The sequence below is a fragment of the Paenibacillus litoralis genome (assembly GCF_046244365.1).
Lineage (GTDB): Bacteria > Bacillota > Bacilli > Paenibacillales > NBRC-103111 > Paenibacillus_V.
The window spans coordinates 4820877-4839102 of sequence record NZ_CP176395.1 but is presented as its reverse complement, the minus strand read 5'-3'; the positions used below and the strand labels follow the sequence as shown (position 1 = coordinate 4839102).

20 protein-coding genes and 2 pseudogenes are annotated in these 18226 nt (G+C 47.0%); 20 read left to right on the top strand and 2 right to left on the bottom strand.

The window, feature by feature from the left end; translation table 11 throughout:
- The first annotated feature begins 4 nt into the window (after positions 1-4).
- From ACKGJP_RS20150 to ACKGJP_RS20075, 16 genes and pseudogenes are all read left to right on the top strand, one after another.
- Positions 5-952 carry a helix-turn-helix transcriptional regulator gene (locus ACKGJP_RS20150; protein WP_409347204.1) on the top strand — a complete coding sequence of 316 codons (948 nt, stop codon included), beginning with the start codon at positions 5-7 and terminating at the stop codon, positions 950-952.
- 57 nt (positions 953-1009) lie between these two features.
- Complete coding sequence (locus ACKGJP_RS20145) at positions 1010-1321, top strand: ArsR/SmtB family transcription factor (protein ID WP_409340604.1); 312 nt, start codon at positions 1010-1012, stop codon at positions 1319-1321.
- Between the two features lie 79 nt (positions 1322-1400).
- On the top strand, positions 1401-2552 hold the full coding sequence (locus ACKGJP_RS20140) for an MFS transporter (RefSeq protein ID WP_409340603.1): 1152 nt from the start codon (positions 1401-1403) through the stop codon (positions 2550-2552).
- 190 nt (positions 2553-2742) lie between these two features.
- Positions 2743-3132, top strand: coding sequence for an Rrf2 family transcriptional regulator (locus ACKGJP_RS20135; protein WP_409340602.1), 390 nt, complete (start codon positions 2743-2745; stop codon positions 3130-3132).
- A gap of 97 nt (positions 3133-3229) precedes the next feature.
- Positions 3230-3619, top strand: coding sequence for a VOC family protein (locus ACKGJP_RS20130; RefSeq protein WP_409340601.1), 390 nt, complete (start codon positions 3230-3232; stop codon positions 3617-3619).
- Between the two features lie 488 nt (positions 3620-4107).
- Complete coding sequence (locus ACKGJP_RS20125) at positions 4108-4752, top strand: YfbR-like 5'-deoxynucleotidase (RefSeq protein WP_409340600.1); 645 nt, start codon at positions 4108-4110, stop codon at positions 4750-4752.
- Between the two features lie 224 nt (positions 4753-4976).
- Positions 4977-5627: a TetR/AcrR family transcriptional regulator gene (locus tag ACKGJP_RS20120; protein ID WP_409340599.1), complete on the top strand. Its 651-nt coding sequence runs from the start codon at positions 4977-4979 to the stop codon at positions 5625-5627.
- A gap of 509 nt (positions 5628-6136) precedes the next feature.
- Entirely contained in the window at positions 6137-6523 is a 387-nt protein-coding gene (locus ACKGJP_RS20115) for a hypothetical protein (protein ID WP_409340598.1), read from the top strand.
- Entirely contained in the window at positions 6520-7875 is a 1356-nt protein-coding gene (locus tag ACKGJP_RS20110) for a nitrous oxide reductase family maturation protein NosD (protein WP_409340597.1), read from the top strand. The genes ACKGJP_RS20115 and ACKGJP_RS20110 overlap by 4 nt, the downstream gene beginning before the upstream one ends.
- A complete protein-coding gene (locus ACKGJP_RS20105) occupies positions 7872-8432 on the top strand; it encodes a nitrous oxide reductase accessory protein NosL (RefSeq protein WP_409340596.1) in 561 nt (186 codons plus the stop codon). Before ACKGJP_RS20110 ends, ACKGJP_RS20105 begins: the two co-directional genes overlap by 4 nt.
- A gap of 2 nt (positions 8433-8434) precedes the next feature.
- Positions 8435-9253, top strand: coding sequence for an ABC transporter permease (locus ACKGJP_RS20100; RefSeq protein ID WP_409340595.1), 819 nt, complete (start codon positions 8435-8437; stop codon positions 9251-9253).
- On the top strand, positions 9246-9599 hold the full coding sequence (locus tag ACKGJP_RS20095) for an ATP-binding cassette domain-containing protein (protein WP_409340594.1): 354 nt from the start codon (positions 9246-9248) through the stop codon (positions 9597-9599). The genes ACKGJP_RS20100 and ACKGJP_RS20095 overlap by 8 nt, the downstream gene beginning before the upstream one ends.
- Positions 9508-9966 (top strand): AAA family ATPase, encoded by a 459-nt coding sequence (locus ACKGJP_RS20090; protein WP_409340593.1) that lies wholly within the window; start codon positions 9508-9510, stop codon positions 9964-9966. Before ACKGJP_RS20095 ends, ACKGJP_RS20090 begins: the two co-directional genes overlap by 92 nt.
- 35 nt (positions 9967-10001) lie before the next feature.
- Positions 10002-10650, top strand: a pseudogene (locus ACKGJP_RS20085) (response regulator).
- A gap of 145 nt (positions 10651-10795) precedes the next feature.
- Positions 10796-11152: a DUF6463 family protein gene (locus tag ACKGJP_RS20080; RefSeq protein ID WP_409340592.1), complete on the top strand. Its 357-nt coding sequence runs from the start codon at positions 10796-10798 to the stop codon at positions 11150-11152.
- A 191-nt stretch (positions 11153-11343) separates the two neighbouring features.
- Positions 11344-12057: a 2OG-Fe(II) oxygenase gene (locus ACKGJP_RS20075; protein ID WP_409340591.1), complete on the top strand. Its 714-nt coding sequence runs from the start codon at positions 11344-11346 to the stop codon at positions 12055-12057.
- A gap of 107 nt (positions 12058-12164) precedes the next feature.
- Here ACKGJP_RS20075 and ACKGJP_RS20070 read toward each other — a convergent pair whose 3' ends face one another.
- Complete coding sequence (locus ACKGJP_RS20070; protein WP_409340590.1) at positions 12165-13196, bottom strand: FUSC family protein; 1032 nt, start codon at positions 13194-13196, stop codon at positions 12165-12167.
- Between the two features lie 271 nt (positions 13197-13467).
- Here ACKGJP_RS20070 and ACKGJP_RS20065 point away from each other — a divergent pair, with 271 nt between their 5' ends.
- The gene (locus ACKGJP_RS20065; protein WP_409340589.1) at positions 13468-14700 is read left to right on the top strand and encodes a GTP-binding protein; all 1233 of its coding nucleotides are present in this window, start codon (positions 13468-13470) and stop codon (positions 14698-14700) included.
- 484 nt (positions 14701-15184) lie between these two features.
- Here the strand turns inward: ACKGJP_RS20065 and ACKGJP_RS20060 are convergent, their stop codons facing one another.
- The gene (locus tag ACKGJP_RS20060; protein WP_409340588.1) at positions 15185-15424 is read right to left on the bottom strand and encodes a glycine zipper domain-containing protein; all 240 of its coding nucleotides are present in this window, start codon (positions 15422-15424) and stop codon (positions 15185-15187) included.
- 316 nt (positions 15425-15740) lie between these two features.
- On the opposite strand from ACKGJP_RS20060, the gene ACKGJP_RS20055 reads away from it, so the two are divergent.
- From ACKGJP_RS20055 to ACKGJP_RS20045, 3 genes and pseudogenes are all read left to right on the top strand, one after another.
- Positions 15741-16265: an NUDIX hydrolase gene (locus ACKGJP_RS20055; RefSeq protein ID WP_409340587.1), complete on the top strand. Its 525-nt coding sequence runs from the start codon at positions 15741-15743 to the stop codon at positions 16263-16265.
- A gap of 13 nt (positions 16266-16278) precedes the next feature.
- Positions 16279-17160 (top strand): annotated as a pseudogene (locus ACKGJP_RS20050) (PLP-dependent aminotransferase family protein); the annotation flags it as partial.
- A 97-nt stretch (positions 17161-17257) separates the two neighbouring features.
- Complete coding sequence (locus tag ACKGJP_RS20045; RefSeq protein ID WP_409340586.1) at positions 17258-18037, top strand: PhzF family phenazine biosynthesis protein; 780 nt, start codon at positions 17258-17260, stop codon at positions 18035-18037.
- Positions 18038-18226 lie beyond the last annotated feature (189 nt).

Sequence of the window (18226 nt, the reverse complement as noted above, 5' to 3'; positions counted from 1 at the left end):
GATGATGTCGAAATCGAAACGTTTGTTGGAATTGATGATGACGGTCAACCGAAAACGGAAATTTACGGTGAAAGAGCTTGCCCAGGAGTTCGGCGTATCCGTCAGAACGATGCTTAGGGACCTGCAGGAATTAAGCGAGCTTGGGGTTCCGCTCTATTCGGAGGTTGGTCCTCACGGCGGTTATCAGGTGCTGAAGGAAAGAATTTTGCCGCCCATCGCATTTTCCGAAGAAGAGGCTGTCGCCATGTTTTTTGCGGTGTATGCCCTTCGTCATTACTCCTCTCTGCCCTTTGAAGCGGAATCGGCTTCCGCATTGGACAAATTTTATTTGCATATGTCCGGGGACGTTCGCGATCGCATTGATCAGATGAAAAATCGGGTGGACTTCGTGACGCCGACAAGGCAGCAGGAATCCCCTTATTTATCGATCCTACTAGAAGCAGCCGTTCATCAAAAGGTGCTGCTCATCGACTACGAGTCGCGGGGAAATGAGGCGAGCCGAACCATACAACCGATCGGCATTTATGCCAATAACGGCTTATGGTTTTGTCCGGCTTATTGCTTTCTTCGTAAAGGGATTCGCATCTTTCGTTGCGATCGCATTCATTCGGCGGCATACGATGCGGGCGGTACGGAACCTATGGATCTGCGGCATGTCCATCTTGGAAATAAAGAGTCGTTTATCCAAACGGATAAGGACACGGCCGGGCTTTATGCGGAACTAAGCCCAAGAGGCGTCCAAATGTGCGAGGCTGTATTATGGCTGCAGTCCTATTTGCATTCCCGCGAGGACGGCACCGGGTGGCTGGAAGGTCCGATTCCTCAGAGCGACCTCGCTTTTTATGCCAGATTTTTCGTCGGATTGGGCAATGAGGCGACGGTGAAGCATCCTCCGGAACTGATCGGTCATATGAAACGGTTGTTCGCGGAAATGATGTCCAAATATGATTAATGGAAGATTGAATATCTTTGTATTTACAAATCTATAAATGTAGATATAATGAGGGGTATGGAACCTATCTTGATTTATAAAGCTTTATCCAACGAGACCCGCTGTCAAATTATGCTTTGGTTAAAAAATCCTGAGCAATTCTTTGATGAGAAACCTTATTTGCAGCAAGGCCTTCATTTTGGAATCGGTGTATGCGTAGGAGATATTCAAGCCAAAGCGGGGCTGGCGCAGTCCGTTATTTCGAGCTATTTGTTAACGATGCAGAAAGCTGGTTTATTGGAATCCGAGCGCATAGGGAAGTGGACGTACTATCGTCGGAACGAAGCGACCCTATTGGCATTTTCCGAGTACATTCAAACCGAACTTTAGACGGAGAGGAGATCTTTTTTTTGTAAAAATATATCTATAAATCTGTATATATGAATATGTGTGGAGGCCTGCATTTCAAATGGAAAAGCGTAATCGTTTGCTTATTATTATCCTTGCTTTAGGCGTATTCGGCATTATTACCACGGAAATGGGGATAATCGGCGTGCTTCCCCAAGTAACTCAAAAATTCAATATTTCAACTTCACAAGCCGGATGGCTTGTCAGTATATTTTCTTTCGTCGTTGCCGTTTCAGGTCCATTCCTGACATTGCTCGCCTCCGGCATTAATCGTAAAGTCATTTTAGTATCCGCTGTGCTTATTTTTGCGATTTCAAATCTGGTGTATGCCTATACAACCAAGTTCGAAGTGATGCTGGTTTTCCGCATTTTACCTGCCATTCTTCATCCCGTCTTCTTCTCGGTCGCCCTTGTGACTGCAGCCAAACTTGTTCCTCCTGAAAAAAGCGGCAAAGCGGTCACCAAAGTTTTCGCCGGGATCACGGTCGGGTTTGCTTTTGGCGTGCCGTTGACTTCTTATCTCGCGGAAAAAATTTCGCTTGAAGCCGCGTTCCTGTTTGGAGCGGCCGTCAGCATGATTGCCTTTGCAGGGATACTGGCTTGGCTTCCTTCCATGCCTGTTAAGGAGAAGATGTCTTATGGCAAGCAGCTGGGCATCCTGCGCAAACCTCAGTTGTGGTTAACGATCGCGACGGTCATTTTTATCTTTGCAGCCATGTTCTCTGTGTATAGCTACTTCACTGAATATCTTGGACAAGTGACACAAATGAACGGGTCATGGATCAGTATCATGTTGATGGCTTTTGGCATTATGATGATTGTTGGAAATTTTCTTTTCGGAAGCTTTTTGCATAAAAGCATGACCAAGACCGTCCTCTTGTTTCCTCTGCTCTATGCAGCCGTTTACTTATTCGCTTCCTATCTGGGTGCTTCTTTTATTCCGATGGTTGTTCTTGTAATCCTATGGGGGGTTGTGCATGCCGGAGGACTCATAGTCAGTCAAACATGGTTAATGACCGAGGCGAAAGAAGCTCCCGAATTCGGCAACAGTTTGTTTGTTTCTTTTTCCAATCTAGGGATTACTATTGGGGCTTCTATCGGAGGCTGGTTTATATCTCGCTTGGGCATGCATCAACTGGTCTGGTGCGGAATTCTGTTTGCGACGCTTGCTTTCTTATCGATCGTTATAAAATTAAAATTTCCTAAACGGTGAACCGCACGATGGCAAGCAAACGGTGAACCGATTTGTAAAGGTACGTTACGGTGACCGCGCCAAACATTTTGCACCCCTCGCCGCAGGCTTCAGCTTGATAACACTGTCTTCCCGCTTGTAACCGAAACTTGACATGTTAGCGAACGTGAAGATATTATAGACACAACAAGTCTGTGATCGGGGTGCTATCATGAAATTTACAAAAGCGACGAATTATGCTCTGCATACCATGCTCCTGCTCGTCGACGCTTCTCCGGTTAAGCCGGTAGGCGTTCAACAATTGGCGGAATCGCAGGGCGTTTCACCCACTTATCTTTCCAAAATATTAACGAGGCTCGTAAAAGCAGGGATGATCGAATCGGTTTCCGGCGCGAATGGAGGCTATCGCCTCTCCCGCAAAAAAGACGAGATTACGTTTTTGGATATTATCCACGCCATTGAGGGTTCCGCCTCCTTATTCGAATGTGATTTTGTCCACGGCGACGAATGTACGATTCAAGCCGTAATGAAGGAAGCGGAAGAGAAAATGGAGCGGCATCTCCAACAAACGAAGCTGGCGGACCTGGCCCAAAAAAAGTAAGCCCTTAATCACAGCAATCCATAAGAAATTCCACCTATTCTGAAATGCGATAATGGGTATGAAGAACACCAATACCTGTTTGAAAGGATGATGGAAGATGGCTACGCTTAAACCTTTCTTATTCTCGGAAGATTCCAGAGCTCAAGCGGAGTTCTATGTCGAAGCGCTGGGAGGGAAAATTCAGTCCGTTATGACGTATGGACAGGCTCCGGAACCGAATGATGCGATCAAGGACAAGGTCATGCACATGTGCCTGATGGCCGGAGGAATAACCTTTTTCATGGCCGATTCCATAGGTCTTCTTACGCGCGGCAACAGCTTCAGCCTGAATCTGGAGTTCGAATCCGGAGACGAAGGGCGGAAAGCATTCGATAACCTTGCGGCGGGCGGCAAAGTGATGCAACCGCTCGAGCCGGTATTCTGGGGCGGCATGTTCGGACAACTGGAAGATAAATACGGCGTATCATGGATGATCAGCTGTAAATGAAGAAGGCTAATCCTGACTGGAACTAGTCCTCCAATAAAGAATGCTCAATCGAAGAATAGGGCTGCTGCAGCCCTATTTTTTTGCGTTCAGGGAGAAATGGACAGCCGAGGCGAAAAATTGGTTTTTGATTTTGATACCGTGAAGGAATAATGGATTATCTCGTTTGCACAATGCGGCGCATGGCGCATACGCCCATTTCTAATTCGGACCATAAAAGAAGAGGTGTCATGCAAGCAGCGTCAGTGAAAGAACTCGAGCCCGTTCAGGTGCATATTTTCCTGAAATCAGGATATCCTACACTGGACAATTAAGGATGCTTTTCAGCTTGTTAGACATACAATATTACATATTTAACAATATAGCGGATCAAAAACGACTTAGATTTTACATGCCATTGGTATACTGCCAGTAAGTCGAATGACGAGGGTTCTCTATTATAGATTGATAGCCGCAGTTGCCGCTCAAAAAAGAGTTTGGGGGATTGATTTATGGGAATCCATGCTTATTTCAGGTCTTTAAATGAGTTGGAAAGAATCATTCGATGCCCAGGAAAGTTCAAGTTTGAAGAACATAGCGTTGCGGAGCATTCCTGGAAAGTCGTTCAATACGCAAAGACGCTGGCAGACATTGAAGAAAAAAATGGCGCGCGCATAGATTGGAAAAAACTGTACGAGATCACGAGCAGTCACGATTATGGCGAAATTTTCATCGGGGATATTAAAACGCCGGTGAAGCATGCTTCGCCGGAGCTCCGATTGTTAATACAAAAGGTAGAAGAGGGGATGGTGTATAACTTTATCGAGGAGCATATTCCCCAGGAATACAAAACTATTTTTCATAATCAACTGCGCGAAGGTAAAGATGATACCATTGAAGGGCTGATCTTGGAAGTTGCCGATAAGATGGATCAAGTGTATGAGGCGTTTGCTGAGCTTCAAAGGGGAAACACGGAGAAAGAATTCATTGTCATGTATCGAAATGCGTTAATCAAGATCAAAAACATCAAATTATATTGCGTTGACTATTTCCTGGATCACATCTTGCCCGATATGGTAAACGAAAGGATTGTGTCGTCCATCGATATTCGACGTATAACGGAAGAAGCTTTGGCTTATGAGCAAACAGTCCAATGATGTAACCGAATATTCGTCATTAACGGATGAAACCCGCGTAAAACGCGGTTTTTTTATTTCCTCCAGACTGTCGCAATGCGAATCGGGAATAGCGGTAATTTCACCGCATGCTAGAGACCTTTACAAAACATTAATCTTTCATTCAAGTAAGCCGACTTGGTTCATGATTCCATACCATGCTAAAATGACGAAATACGCATTACGTATAAGGAGGGAGGATCTTCGTGGACCCCAAATGGAAGGAGCAGTTGGAGCAGCATAGGAATAAGCGGCGTGAAGATATTATTCAAGGCGCGCAGCAGTTGTTTGTCGAACGGGGCTTGTCCGCGGTAACGCTCAAAGATATCGTTGAGTTTTGCGGCATAAGTAAAGTGACTTTATATAAATATTTCCGTTCCCTTGATGACATTATTTTTGAAGTGCAAATCAATATTCTGCGCGCTTTTTGGCAGGATGTCAATCTCCTTTCCCCTAAAGGAAACAATGCTTTTGAAAAAGTCCGGCACCTGCTGGTGCATATGATAAGCGCTTCGGAACAACATGCCAACTATGTTCGGTTTATTGCCATGTTCGATGCTTTTTATCGGGAAAATTATGCGAATGCAGAACTTGAAGAGCGTTATATATCCTTCCTAAGAAGCGGTACCCATCCCTTTTACGCGCTGCTTGATGAAGGGATATCGGACAGATCGATTCGCAGCGATATCGATATTCACATTTTGACCTTTACGTTAAGTAATGTCGTTAACGCTACCTTGCAGCGTATGATTGTAAGAGGAAAGGTGCTGCACCTGGACCAGGGAGTCGAACCGGCTTCCGTTTTGGAACATATGACGGACATGGTGCTCACTTATCTGAAGCCGCAAGGAAAGTAAGGCTCGAGCTTAATCAACCCAAACATTTGGTAAATGGAATTCAGGATGCTTTCCCCAAGGGAGAGCATCTTTTTTCAGTTATGAGAAAGCATCGCAGCCCAATATGATGTTAATCCTATTCATTCACAGCGCCAAAGACGGAAAAGTCGAGCATGAGCTGATCGTTCCATTGAAAGTTCCCGAGGAGCGAAACAAGTATAACGTGGAATAAATAAATGGCCGAATTCGGACTTTCGATCACAGCTTGAGCGTTCCGCCGGTCCGGCGCGACCATATGGGGCTGCGTAAACCTAATAACTCCTGGGCAAGCCGTAGATAGACGGCCTGTACAGGAGTTTTTGCTGTCTTACAGCAGTTACCCGCAGCTTTCTCCGGTTCCGGCTGAATGCCGCCTTTCAACTTAAACAAGGGTTCACATATTGTTAACAGGAGTAGCCCCTTCGAGTCATATCACCGCAAATGGAAAAGGATAGAATAAGGGAGGTATTCAAAGCGGAAGGAGGAGGACGATGAAAAGTAAATGCATTCCATTTCTTTTATGCAGCTTGTTGTTGTTGACGCTATCGGCCTGTTCCAACGGAGCGGAATCACAAGGTCAGGATCCGTCCAAGGTCATGGTTGAGATGGTTACGGAGCCAACACCTATCTTGGCCAAGCAGCAAGCGAAAATCACCGTGCAAGTAACCGGTTTGATTAAGCAAGAGGGGGCGAAGGTGCAGTTGGACATTCGGAAAACCAGCAACAGCTTGCCTGATCTTATAAGTGCCGAGCCTGACGGTAAAGGTGGATTTACAGTAGAAAAAACATTCGATAAACAAGGGACCTACACCGTATACGTCCATGTATATCGAGGGGAGCTGCACATCACGAAGAAAAAGCAGTTTGAAGTGACATGAAGCAACTGAAGCTTTCCATAATAACGGGTATGTTCGTAATTTTTACGCTCGTTTTGTATATGACGGCTGCAACTTCCCATGCACAAGCGCTAGCTATGTCGCCTATTGATAAACTGCAGGATCTGATCGATCAAACGAAAGCTGGACAAACCGTCAGACTTCCGGCCGGAATTTATGAAGGGACGCTTATTATAAATAAACCCTTACATCTTCTGGCAGAGCAAGAAACCCGGATCGTCAATACGAGCAAGAATCCTGCGGTCAGTATTACGGCGGATGGCGTAAAGCTAGAAGGATTAACCATTACTCAAAATGCGGAGGAAGAATCTTCGGCCGTATTTGTTTCCGCCAACGAGGTCGTGCTCGAAAAACTGATCATTTATACCCGTTCATTCGGTATTCTGCTTCGAGACGCGGATCGAAACGAAATTATAGATTGCCGGATCGAATGGTTGGAGCGCCCGGATCTTCCGCCGGTCAAATTATCCGAGAAGCGGAACGGCATCGATCTCTATCATTCCCACGAAAACACGATCCTGCAAAATGATATAACGGGAATGAACGACGGCATTTATTTGGAGAGCAGCCACAAATCGGCGGTTGAACGAAATCGCATCAAAAATTCAAGATACGGCGTCCATTGCATGTATACGGAAGAAACGATCGTACGCGGAAATACCGGTATGTTTAACATTACAGGGGCCATGGTAATGGGGGTGAAAGACGCGGAGGTCTCGGGCAACTCCTTTATGAAGCAGAGCGAAAGCGTAAACTCTCAAGGATTGCTGCTGTTCGATGTCCAAACTTCACGTATTTATGACAACAAAGTAGAAGGGAATCGGGTTGGTTTATACATCGAACAATCTAACAAGAATGAGTTGTGGAATAACGACGTTTTTCAAAACTTTGTAGGTATCCAGCTCCTGGAGTCGGAAGGAAACCGTTTTACGGCAAATCGATTTATCGGGAATGTCATCGATGCGGAATCGGCAGATAGCGTAGACAACGAGCTTTACGGGAATTTCTGGGATTCCTTCCGCGGCATCGATACGGACAAAGACGGGATGAGCGATATCGCATATGCGATCAATCCGTTTTTTCAAAGTCTGACGTCGGATACGCCAGCCTATCAATTGTTTTTTCAATCGCCGGGCATGGTGTTTCTTGAAAGCATGATGTCAGCCGGCAAAGAGGAGTGGACGACAGATAACGCTCCTCTGATGAGCCCCGACAAGGAAGAAGATGAGCTTTCTCCTTCGTCAAATTCCGTTGTCGGCGTCACTGCGATCAGCTTTCTTTTACTGGCAATATCTATAACTACCATTACCGTTACGGGGGTTAAACGAAGATGAAGAAGAGTCTGCTTATATTCACGATCCTATCCTTGCTTATAGCGCTAATATCCGGCTGCGGAGAGAAAACCTACAAGCCGGTAGCGATTAATGAAGAGACCGACAAATGCGAAATCTGCAATATGCAGGTTAAGGATGATGCATTCGCCGTCCAATTGACCACGAAGGAAGGAAAAACGTATAAATTCGACGATTTGGGCTGCATGAATGAATGGAAGCAGAAGAACGGGACGGTAAGCATCGGAGCATCTTTTGTACGTGATTTTAACAACAAAGAGTGGATCGATTATGACGATGCTGCATATGTCTACGACCCTTCGCTGAAATCTCCGATGGCCTATGGCATTTACTCGTTTAAGGACCAAAAGTCCGCGCAGGCATTCATCGACGAGCAAAAGAAAGGGAAGCTGTTGACAGCTTCCGATTTAAAAAACCATTCCTGGAAACAAAACACCGATATGATGAAACCTATGGACATGTCCGGCCACGATGAAAAGTCCCATTCAAGCGCCGATGCGCATACCGGCACAGGAATGGATATGAAAGGGAAACCGTAAAGATGAATGTCGTTCATGTTGCGCTTCGAGAATTGCGAATAGGATTCAGGAATATTTGGGCCTATTCGTTTCTTGCCCTATTTTCGCTCTTTAGTCTTGCGTTGCTGCTGATTAACAGCCAAAATGCCGTGCAGGGCTATTCCAGTATGACATCGTCCATGTTAAATCTGACTTTATATCTGCTTCCTTTAATGACGCTTCTTCTCGGCTCATTTTCCTTGACGGCGGAGAAAGAAGAAGGAAGCTGGCAGTTATTGTCCACCTATCCTCTCAGCACCATGCATTTCATTCTGGGTAAATATGTAGGACTAGCGGCCGTCTTGCTATCGATTATCGCGTTTGGCTTCGGATTGACCGGTGCTGTCGGATCAGCCTTCGGTAAGGGATTCGAATGGCATATATTTATTTTGTTTGTTGTATTTTCCATTGGCCTCGTTCTATTGTTTCTGGCAGTCGCTCTCGGTATTGGCACGATTGCCAAAAACCGCTGGCAGGCATTAACGATTGGAGTCGCTATCTGGTTTTTTGCCGTTATCGGTTGGCCGGCCTTGCTTATTTCAATTCTTGGTATCGTGCCTTATCTCTGGATCAAGCCGGTCCTGATCGGTCTTACTTTCTTGAATCCTGCGGAGCTCGTTCGGCTATTCGTTGTAATCAAACTCGGAGGCGGCTCGGCGCTTGGACCGGAGTATTATGCATGGGTTCGTTGGGTAACGCAGCCTTCAGGAACATGGCTGTTCTTTGGCGTTTGTCTTTTGTGGATAGCTGGAGCGATTAGCTCCGCATTCGTATTTTGGGAGAGAGGGCGTTCACGTGGCTGAAGCAGTGCTCCAACTTATCAATGTTGAGAAAACGATTCGTAAGCAAAAGATTGTCGAGCAAATTAATTTAGAGCTTAAGCCCGGACACGTGCTCGCGCTTTGCGGGGGGAACGGAGCAGGCAAAAGTACGATTTTGCGCATGATTGTAGGCATTACTCAGCCGACACTGGGTGAAATTCGTGTGAACGGCTTGAAATGGGACGAGGATCGAAAGGGATATTCCGAACAGCTCGGATACATGCCGGTACGATTACTTGTTCGGACAAGGACTGTCTGCGGAAGAGACATTGTCGTTCTGGGCTTCCCTTCGCAAGGTACCGCGAGCTGCCGTCCTAGAGGCGCTTGAATCCGTCGGTTTAACAGAGGTCAGAAGGAAATCGGTGTCCGCGTTCTCCAAGGGAATGCGCCAGCGGTTGCTCTTTGCGCAGGCGCTTATGGGCAAGCCGCCGCTGCTGGTCATGGACGAACCTACGAACGGGCTCGATCCTTATTGGATGGATTCGTTCGTCACGCTGGTGAATCGGGTGAAGCAGGAAGGTCATGCCGTCATTTTCTCCACACACCAGCTTCAAGTTGCGGAAGCGGTTGCGGATCATGTCGCGTTTATTAAGGGAGGCCGGGTCGCACGGGAAGGGTCCGTGGAATCATTCCGAGAAGCGTATGGTGAGTACAGCCTGCAAAGAGCCTTCTCCGAGCTTATTTTGGGCGCTTGAACGGTTCTTGTGATTCGAAAGGAGGCTGCCTATCGATGAATCCAAGGTTTCGAATATTGATTGTGGACGATAGTGAACACGGGCGAGAAGGGATCCGTACGATTCTCGGCACCAATCCTCAATTTGAGATTGTGGCGGAAGGTCGAAATGGGAAGGAGGCCATTCAACTGACCGATATGTGGATGCCGGATCTTATTCTAATGGATATTCAGATGCCGGAACTAGACGGTTTGGAAGCTACGCGCATTATCAAGCTGAAATATCCGTATATCAAGATTGTGATGGTGACGGTTTCCGACGATATCGCACACTTGTTCGAGGCTTTGAAAAAGGGGGCTCAAGGCTATTTGCTTAAAAATCTGCGTCCCGACGCATGGCATGAATATTTGCGTGCCATTGCCGTGGACGAGGCGCCGATGTCCCGGGAATTGGCATTTCGCATTCTTCAGGAGTTTGCGCAAAAGGAAAAGACGGTGCCGGAACGGACGCCGCTCACGGCTCGAGAGAAGGAAATCTTAAATTGGGTAGCCAAAGGGCTACCCAACAAGGATATTCGCGATTCAGCTCGATATCTCCGAGCATACGGTAAAAAACCATTTAAAAAACATTTTGCAGAAGCTTCATCTGGAAAATCGCGTGCAGCTGGCCAGGTATGCCTACGAGAAAGGGTTAACGGAAACGTAAACCCCTCCCATGTATTTCCCTTCTTTCACCTTGAGCGAGCACATGATTTTTTCCGAAGAGGCCGTGTTCCAGAAGCCCGCATCGGGTATAATCGAGTAATCGTTTACGAAATGACTCGTAAATCGGCAGAGGAGAAACGCTAAAGATGAAAGTAAAACTCCATAGCGGAACGATGCTTGCTTGGACAGCTGCGTTACATACGGCAGTCGGGATTGTGATTTACTGGAATCAGATCATGGATATCGCAAATGATGGTCTTATAAATGCAGTTGAACCCCAACTGCATGCCGATCGAGCTGCCGCTTTCTGGTTTTTGTTGTTTGGTGTTCTTTTGTTTATGGTTGCCCGTTTCATTAGCTGGCTTATACGGGTAAAGGGTATGGACGTACCGAAATTCGTCGGCGTCTATCTGCTGGCACTTAGCTTGATTGGAGTATTTTGTATGCCGGTGTCCGGCTTCTGGCTCGTTATTCCGCAAGCAATTCTTCTTATACGAAGGTAGCTCGTCTTAACATTTTCAACTCTCCACTTTCCCATTTTTAATTGTACCCAGCAACCGATATTTATCCTTTCGTTATCTTGCTCTTACATTCGGGAGTGCGTACAAAAGTAGATTAAGGGGGTTATACTGTTCGTGTACGTATAAGGGAAATTACTTAAACGTGACGAAGCGCGCATGGAGGAGGGGATAGCATGGCAATAAATCTGGCGGAAGGCTTAGCTGACCTGGATTGGAATGTCATCCGGCAATCGCTGGATGAGCACGGTTATGCCAAGCTACCTGGGTTGTTAGGCATAACGGAGTGTAAGGAAATCATAAGCGCTTACGAGGAAGAGGGGCGCTTTCGAACGACCGTTGACATGGCCCGATACCGCTTCGGGATTGGGGAGTACAAATATTTCAGCGATCCCCTGCCATCTTTGATCCAGCAGCTGCGCGAAGGTTTGTATCCGGAACTTGCCGCAACAGCGAATCGCTGGTTCGAACATTTGAGCCAAAAAGTTTCTTATCCGGCAACATTGGCGGAATTCCTAGAGCAATGCCATCAGGAAGGGCAGAACCGTCCAACCCCTTTGATCCTGAAATATGAAGCGGGGGGATACAACTGTCTGCATCAGGATTTGTACGGGAAAGTATTCTTTCCCTTTCAGGTCGTATTCGCTCTTAATCAAAGAGAAGAAGATTTCAGAGGCGGGGAATTTCTTTTGGTAGAGCAAAGGCCGCGGGCGCAAAGCCGAGGTCATGTTATCACGCTACAGCAAGGAGAAGGCCTGATTTTTCCGACCAATCATCGTCCCGTATCGGGAACGCGCGGCTATTACAAAACAACGCTTCGACACGGTGTAAACACGGTAACGGCAGGTACAAGATACAGCTTGGGCATTATTTTTCACGATGCGAAATAGACGTTTACTTCGATACGTAAATGAAAGGACGTTAAAATTGGTTTGCAATTTTATACGTCCTTTTCCCACTTTAGTGGGTTCCATCAATTCATTCAGTGAACATAGTATTACCCCGCTTTTTCATCGCCATCGGGGTCCACATGGTTTACCAAACGGTCTAAACGAGCCATCTGGTACCCATATTCGCATATGGCCGACGCCACAATAAAAAGCCGCAGCGAACCTTCCCGTCCCTCGCCGTAACAATCCGCAGCATGCTTCATGAAAATTTCGTTCACTTCCTCGATCGAAGCGGATTCCCAACTGTTGGGCTTCACCTTATCGTCGAACTTTAGAAGTACATGTTCATGGAACTTGATGAGCTTCTCCAAATGCCGGTCGTAGCTTTTGTTCATGTCGGCCGTCCGATCCGCTTGAAAATAGTGCTCATGTACCGCTTCCAGCACCTCGTAGCCTTTCTGCAACGTGTACAGCATCTGCTTATAGACGACAAGCTGCCGCGTTTCCCGGTATTTGGCCCGCTTCAGCTTTTTCAGTTCCTCCTCCAGCAGCTTATACTTCTCCCGGAGCGAATTGATACGGTCCTGCAGGACTTGCTTCTCTTCGCGGAACACTTTTTCTTTGATCTCGTCGGATACCGCCGTTCGGAGCAGCAGAGACAGCTGAGTAAAAGCTGTATGAATCTGGTCGTTAAACTGTTCCTTAGGTTTAGGCGGCAGGAACAAGATATTGATCACGAAAGCCGAAACGATGCCGATCATGCTAAGCAGAAACCGATTCAGCGCAAAATCCCATTGACCGGTTGCCTCCATCACCGCGACGACCGTAACCAGAGTCAGTCCGATCGTCTCGGCCATTTTAAGCTTGATACAAAGCATGATCACAAGAATGCAGACAACGCCAATGGCGACCGGATCGTTCGAGAGAAACATGCCGGCCAGCATCGCAATGACGGCACCTAACGTAGTGGTCTGAAGCTGTTCGAGAAAATAGCGCCAAGACCGGTATATCGAGGGCTGCATCGCAAATATCGCTGCAACGGCGGCGATTACGGGGGGAGTAAAATTCAGCCATGCGCTTATGTACAATGACAGGGTAACGGCAATTCCCGTCTTGATTATGCGGGCACCGAATGTCATGGCGTCCCTCCTTTGGGTTATAGTATATGAAACAACGAAGACTTAGGCCAAGCCCGTATAACAAAGAAAATTATACATTTCGGAAAACGTTTCAACAAGCAGTAGGAACAAAGAACAACCGGTTATTGACGGGGATCTCCCTGAACGAACGTAAATCGTAATAATAACTAAAAACAGTTGACACGGCGAAAAAACGAGTCTAAACTAACGATTGTGGTTAAATCGTAAAAATTACGATAAAGAACGAATCAACCTAAAGGAGCGGAACAATATGCTGAACGATTCAAAAATACCGGTAACCGTACTGAGCGGGTATTTGGGTTCGGGCAAGACAACGGTTTTGAACCATGTGCTGAACAACCGCAGCGGCATGAAGGTTGCCGTCATTGTAAACGACATGAGTGAAATCAATATCGACGCTAGGCTGGTCGAAGCGGGAACGAACCTTTCGCGTACGGACGAAAAGCTAGTCGAGATGTCTAACGGCTGCATCTGCTGCACGCTTCGCGAGGATTTGCTGCGCGAGGTAGAACGGTTGGCAGAGGAGGGGCGATTCGATTACATACTTATCGAGTCGACGGGGATAAGCGAGCCGGTGCCGGTGGCGCAGACATTCAGCTACGCCGATGAAGAGAACGGGATTGATCTTTCCCGGCTGGCGCGGCTCGACTGTATGGTGACTGTCGTAGATGCTTTCCGGTTCTGGCATGACTTCGCTTCGGGGGAATCGCTGCTTGATCGCAAACAAGCGCTTGGCGACGACGATACTCGAGAAATTGCCGATCTGCTGATCGATCAGATTGAATTTTGCGACGTGCTGCTGCTGAATAAAAGCGAACTTGTAGCCGAAGAGCAGCTCGATGAATTGGAGTCGGTGCTCCGAAAGCTTCAGCCGTCAGCGAAGATCATCCGTACTTCGTACGGGCGTGTCGAGCCGCAGCAGATATTGAATACCGGGTTGTTCGATTACGAAAAGGCAAGCCGTTCGGCCGGCTGGATGAAGGAGCTGCAGACGGAGGCGCACACGCCGGAGACGGAGGAATACGGCATTAGCTCATTCGTGTACCGGAAGAGACGTCCCATGCATCCGTCGCGGTTGATGGCGTTCTTTAACAACTGGCCGGAGGAGGTCGTACGGGCCAAGGGGCTGCTTTGGGTCGCTTCGCGCAACGATATCGCCTGCTCGCTTGGGCAGGCGGGTCCTTCCATTCAGTTCGGTCCGGCGGGTTACTGGGTCGCCGCTCTGCCGGAGGTGGAGCAGGAAGCCGCATTTACGGAAGATCCGCTGCTTCGCTCCAGTTGGAACGCCGAATGGGGCGACAGGATGATCGAGCTTGTCATGATCGGCATCGACATGGACCGCGGGCGGATCGAAGCAGAGCTGGACGATTGCTTGCTAACCGATGAGGAACTGCAATCGAATTGGGCGCTGCTTCATGATACGCTGCCGGAATTCCCGGAGAGCAACGAGGCGTGTGAGTTGCCGGTCCAGAAGCAAGTGTAGCGGGTATAGGAACCGTACGGAACAGGACACACACAGTGCGAGTAATCGTAACCCTGGCTTTCACCGAAACAGGGGACCGGACCGGAACGATACGACAACGAAGAACAACGTAGAAATCAATCTAGTCATAAGGGCTGCCGGTGTTCTTCGATCGGCAGTCTTTCCCGTGAACGTGCAGATTTGTTTAAGCGAAACTATAATAATAATGGATCGGATTTGTTTGTTAGAATCGACTTGTATTTATAATTGTCACAAGTGAGGAGAGAGCACTTGGCCCAACATGTGTGATCGGACACTTTTCATTTGAGGTCCATGCGCTTGGATTCTGCGGGAATATGCCGATGAGTCTGGTAAGTTAAAATAGTTGTCTGGGGATAAACGGAGGCTGCTCGCCATCGATAAGTATCCGACTGCTCCAAGATGGCAGCGTAGACTTTTGTAAAGTAAGGGAGCGGGGGTTACCCGCACCCAGTTGTACCAGATGTTATTCTGTGCGGTCCGTGGCGCCGTCGTTATCTTCAGCACCCTCGCCCACCTTGTTTCCTATCGCTGCGCCTACGATGCCGCCTACAACCGTACCGACAGGCCCCAAGGCGGACCCTACTACAGCCCCTACGGCACCTCCACCCGCGGTTCCAACAGCTTCTCCAGCATCAATGCCCGCATTGTTATTCGAGAAACGATCAGAATCCGCGTTCCGATTGCGGTCGTTGTTTTTAGCCATTCCTTTTCCCTCCATTTATTAGTGATTTGAGCGAGTTACGTGCAAGCGCAACTCCATACTTAACATGCCCAAATCGTTCCGGAATGATTCTTAACAAATCCAAGATCGGTACTCGATCAAGAAAAAAGTAGCGTTATCGAATGGTAAGATATAATGTACGTATGACTATGCGAAAGTCAATTCTATGAACAATTGAGCGCGCAAAAAGAGCGAAGCTGCCATATGATTTAGCTCCACTATGAACAAACTTATGGCGGAGTGCTGTCGCTAACCGGTAACGAAGGTTTCATCTATTTTTAAGACGGGGTGCAATCCAATGCAATTGCTTAAAAGAATAACGGATCATGATGTTCTGGGCGGTGACCCGGAATTGTTGGACACGGTTTCTCGCTGCGGATCAAGAGGCGTTTTAGTCGATAGCAGGTTGAACGTTGCCATGATGTATATGTCAAAATCCAACCTCTATAAGTTACCTGGCGGAGGGGTGGAAGAGAACGAAACCATGGAGGAAGCATTTTTACGTGAAATTATGGAGGAAACCGGCTATGAAGCGGAAATTACTCATGTGCTGGGATATGTTGAAGAACATAAGAAAAAGAATGATTTTATGCAGCTCTCCTATTGTTTCATAGCAAAATCAAACCATAAAGCCAACGATGCAAAGCTTAGTGAAAACGAGCTGCAGCTAGGGTTGGTGGTGAAATGGATGTCACTTGATCAAGCATTAGAATTGATGAATGATTCATTGATAAATTGCAATCATTATTCAACTGCATTCATGATATTGCGAGATAAGAGCATACTTGAAAAAGCGGTTAGCCTATTAAAAGGAATGGGATAATTCGAGCGGCGGACAAAACGCTATAACGGCTATCCTTGCCGGATTGTTTAAGCCCGGTGATAAAATGGGGACAGACCCTGTCACATATCCCGGAATTAAGACGGCAGCCGCAATGCTGGGTATTCAGTTAGTGGCAATCCAGCAAGAGAATAATGAAATATCGCAGGACGGGCTGTTGTATGCATGCAAAAACGAAAAGATAAAAGGGCTGTATCTCATTCCCGACTTTCATAATCCAACTACGCATACCATGTCTGTCGGTACAAGGAAAATGATTGCGGATGTGGCCGAAAAAGAAGGCTTGCTTGTTATCGAAGATGCAATCCATAGCCTGCTTCATGAAGTGCCTTTGGCTCCTATCGTTTCCTTTGCCCCTGATAAGGTCATTTATATTTCCAGTGTTTCCAAAGTGATATCGCCGGGTTTAAGGCTTGCCTATGTAGTTACGCCTGAGGCATTTAAGAAGAAAGTAACGGCTGCAATATATAATATCAATATATCGGTGCCACCTATGATGGCGGAGCTCGCTGCAAGAATCATCACGGACGGAGTTGCGGACACTATTTTAGAAAAACGTCGTCTTTATTCAAGAGAGCAGCATGCAATCGTAAGCATGTATCTTGGTGAATACGATAGTAAAGGCGCACCGGAGTGCATGTTTAGGTGGTTAATTCTCCCGGATAGGATGACAGGGAAAGATTTTGAATGGCGTGCATACCAAGCGGGCGTACAAGTGTATGGATCGGAACGTTTCGCAGTGGGAACGGCGGCGCCACAAAGCGCCGTAAGAATAGCTATTACGGCACCGGGTAATTCCTCGAAATTACATGAAGCTCTTACCATTATCCGTACATTGTTACAAACAGAAGATGATGAGTTGCCTTCCTTATATTAAATACGGTTTATTGTATGGCACACAATAATCCGATTGAGTCATACAATCATCGTTGCTAAAATGAAACCGGAACGATCATTAAGGAAGGCGGTTACCCATGAAATATTATGTGGTTGATGCGTTTGCGAGTAAGGTTTTTGAAGGTAACCCTGCGGGTGTCTGCATCATGAATGAATGGCTTTCGGATGATATCATGCAAAAGATTGCCATAGAGAATAATCTCTCCGAAACGGCCTTTGCCGTTAAAGAAGGCGATTCTTACCGACTAAGATGGTTTACGCCAGGCAACGAAATAGACTTATGCGGACATGCAACTTTAGCAACAGCTTACGTGATATCCACTTTTTATGAGAAAGCTATGAAAAGCATCCGGTTTCAAACCCTCAGCGGAGAATTGATCGTTGTCAAAAAGGGGGATTTGTACGAAATGGATTTCCCCAGCAGAATGCCGGAAGTACATCCGCTAACCGATCAAATGGTCGATGCTCTTGGTGTGAAGCCCAAAGAAACTTATCTGGGTCGCGATTTAATGTTTGTACTCGAATCGGAATCGGATGTTATCCATCTTGACCCTGATTTTACCAAGCTGTCTTCTTTGCCGGACGGATTAGGCGTATTGGTTACTGCTAAAAGCGAACAGTATGATTTCGTTTCCCGTAGCTTCTTTCCAAAAATAAATGTAAATGAGGATCCCGTATGCGGTTCGGCGCATTGCAATTTCATCCCTTACTGGGCAGGGCGTCTGAATAAACGCGAAATGACAGCAAGACAAGTTTCTAAACGCGGCGGTACATTATTTTGCAAACTCTCGGGTGAACGGGTAAAAATAAGCGGTCAAGCCGCACTGTACTCCGTTGGCGATATTCGTATCCATTAAGAAATTATTCCAGATAGCATAAAGGCAAGCTGTACCCGTTCAACACCGATAAGTAAACGAGGCGTACACCATGTCGAATTAGTAGGAAGTAGGTTACCTTTAGCCCCTCTAGTCCGTGCATCATAAGAATTTAGGAGGAGATCCATCTGGTTTACGTCAATCCTTCTCAGTATCCCGTACCCGAGCTGC

What these genes read in the sequence shown, in the direction of transcription:
- ACKGJP_RS20150 (WP_409347204.1), top strand. Translation starts at nt 5, where the DNA reads ATGTCGAAATCGAAACGTTTGTTGGAATTGATGATGACGGTCAACCGA.
- ACKGJP_RS20145 (WP_409340604.1), top strand. Translation starts at nt 1,010, where the DNA reads ATGGAACCTATCTTGATTTATAAAGCTTTATCCAACGAGACCCGCTGT.
- ACKGJP_RS20140 (WP_409340603.1), top strand. Translation starts at nt 1,401, where the DNA reads ATGGAAAAGCGTAATCGTTTGCTTATTATTATCCTTGCTTTAGGCGTA.
- ACKGJP_RS20135 (WP_409340602.1), top strand. Translation starts at nt 2,743, where the DNA reads ATGAAATTTACAAAAGCGACGAATTATGCTCTGCATACCATGCTCCTG.
- ACKGJP_RS20130 (WP_409340601.1), top strand. Translation starts at nt 3,230, where the DNA reads ATGGCTACGCTTAAACCTTTCTTATTCTCGGAAGATTCCAGAGCTCAA.
- ACKGJP_RS20125 (WP_409340600.1), top strand. Translation starts at nt 4,108, where the DNA reads ATGGGAATCCATGCTTATTTCAGGTCTTTAAATGAGTTGGAAAGAATC.
- ACKGJP_RS20115 (WP_409340598.1), top strand. Translation starts at nt 6,137, where the DNA reads ATGAAAAGTAAATGCATTCCATTTCTTTTATGCAGCTTGTTGTTGTTG.
- ACKGJP_RS20110 (WP_409340597.1), top strand. Translation starts at nt 6,520, where the DNA reads ATGAAGCAACTGAAGCTTTCCATAATAACGGGTATGTTCGTAATTTTT.
- ACKGJP_RS20105 (WP_409340596.1), top strand. Translation starts at nt 7,872, where the DNA reads ATGAAGAAGAGTCTGCTTATATTCACGATCCTATCCTTGCTTATAGCG.
- ACKGJP_RS20100 (WP_409340595.1), top strand. Translation starts at nt 8,435, where the DNA reads ATGAATGTCGTTCATGTTGCGCTTCGAGAATTGCGAATAGGATTCAGG.
- ACKGJP_RS20080 (WP_409340592.1), top strand. Translation starts at nt 10,796, where the DNA reads ATGAAAGTAAAACTCCATAGCGGAACGATGCTTGCTTGGACAGCTGCG.
- ACKGJP_RS20075 (WP_409340591.1), top strand. Translation starts at nt 11,344, where the DNA reads ATGGCAATAAATCTGGCGGAAGGCTTAGCTGACCTGGATTGGAATGTC.
- ACKGJP_RS20070 (WP_409340590.1), bottom strand. Translation starts at nt 13,196, where the DNA reads ATGACATTCGGTGCCCGCATAATCAAGACGGGAATTGCCGTTACCCTG.
- ACKGJP_RS20065 (WP_409340589.1), top strand. Translation starts at nt 13,468, where the DNA reads ATGCTGAACGATTCAAAAATACCGGTAACCGTACTGAGCGGGTATTTG.
- ACKGJP_RS20060 (WP_409340588.1), bottom strand. Translation starts at nt 15,424, where the DNA reads ATGGCTAAAAACAACGACCGCAATCGGAACGCGGATTCTGATCGTTTC.
- ACKGJP_RS20055 (WP_409340587.1), top strand. Translation starts at nt 15,741, where the DNA reads ATGCAATTGCTTAAAAGAATAACGGATCATGATGTTCTGGGCGGTGAC.
- ACKGJP_RS20045 (WP_409340586.1), top strand. Translation starts at nt 17,258, where the DNA reads ATGAAATATTATGTGGTTGATGCGTTTGCGAGTAAGGTTTTTGAAGGT.